The 375-nt window shown below is 57.9% G+C and carries 1 protein-coding gene; it reads right to left on the bottom strand.

Translation table 11 applies throughout. From position 1 onward, the window contains the following. A partial coding sequence (gene rpsM, locus P0G09_RS15965) for a 30S ribosomal protein S13 (RefSeq protein WP_275253146.1) occupies positions 1-311 on the bottom strand: 311 nt, incomplete at its 3' end. Positions 312-375 lie beyond the last annotated feature (64 nt).

Here is a 375-nt window from a genome sequence, read left to right as displayed (position 1 = left end):
CCAGTCCTTCCGTGGCACCCGCCATCGCAAGAATCTGCCCTGCCGCGGAAGGACTGGATCTCAACCAGGCGCTTGATGTCCAGAGCAACGTTGCGGCGCAGGTCGCCCTCAACGATGATGTTAGCCTGATCGATGTAGTCACGGATCTTAGCCTCTTCTTCCAGAGTCAGGTCCTTGACGCGGGTATCGGGGTTGATGCCTGTTGCTTCCAGGATCTTGTTAGCAGTGGTCTGACCGATACCGTAAACGTAGGTGAGACCCACCTGAACGCGCTTCTCGCGGGGCAGGTCAACGCCGGCAATACGGGCCATAGTAGTATCCTCCAAAATCATCCCATGTCAGTGTCGGGGTCTGCGCCGGGACTCTACGCACTTG

The sequence above is a fragment of the Faecalibacterium sp. DFI.5.82 genome (genome assembly GCF_029076575.1).
GTDB lineage: Bacteria > Bacillota > Clostridia > Oscillospirales > Ruminococcaceae > Faecalibacterium > Faecalibacterium duncaniae.
This window is presented reverse-complemented; position numbering and strand designations above follow the sequence as displayed.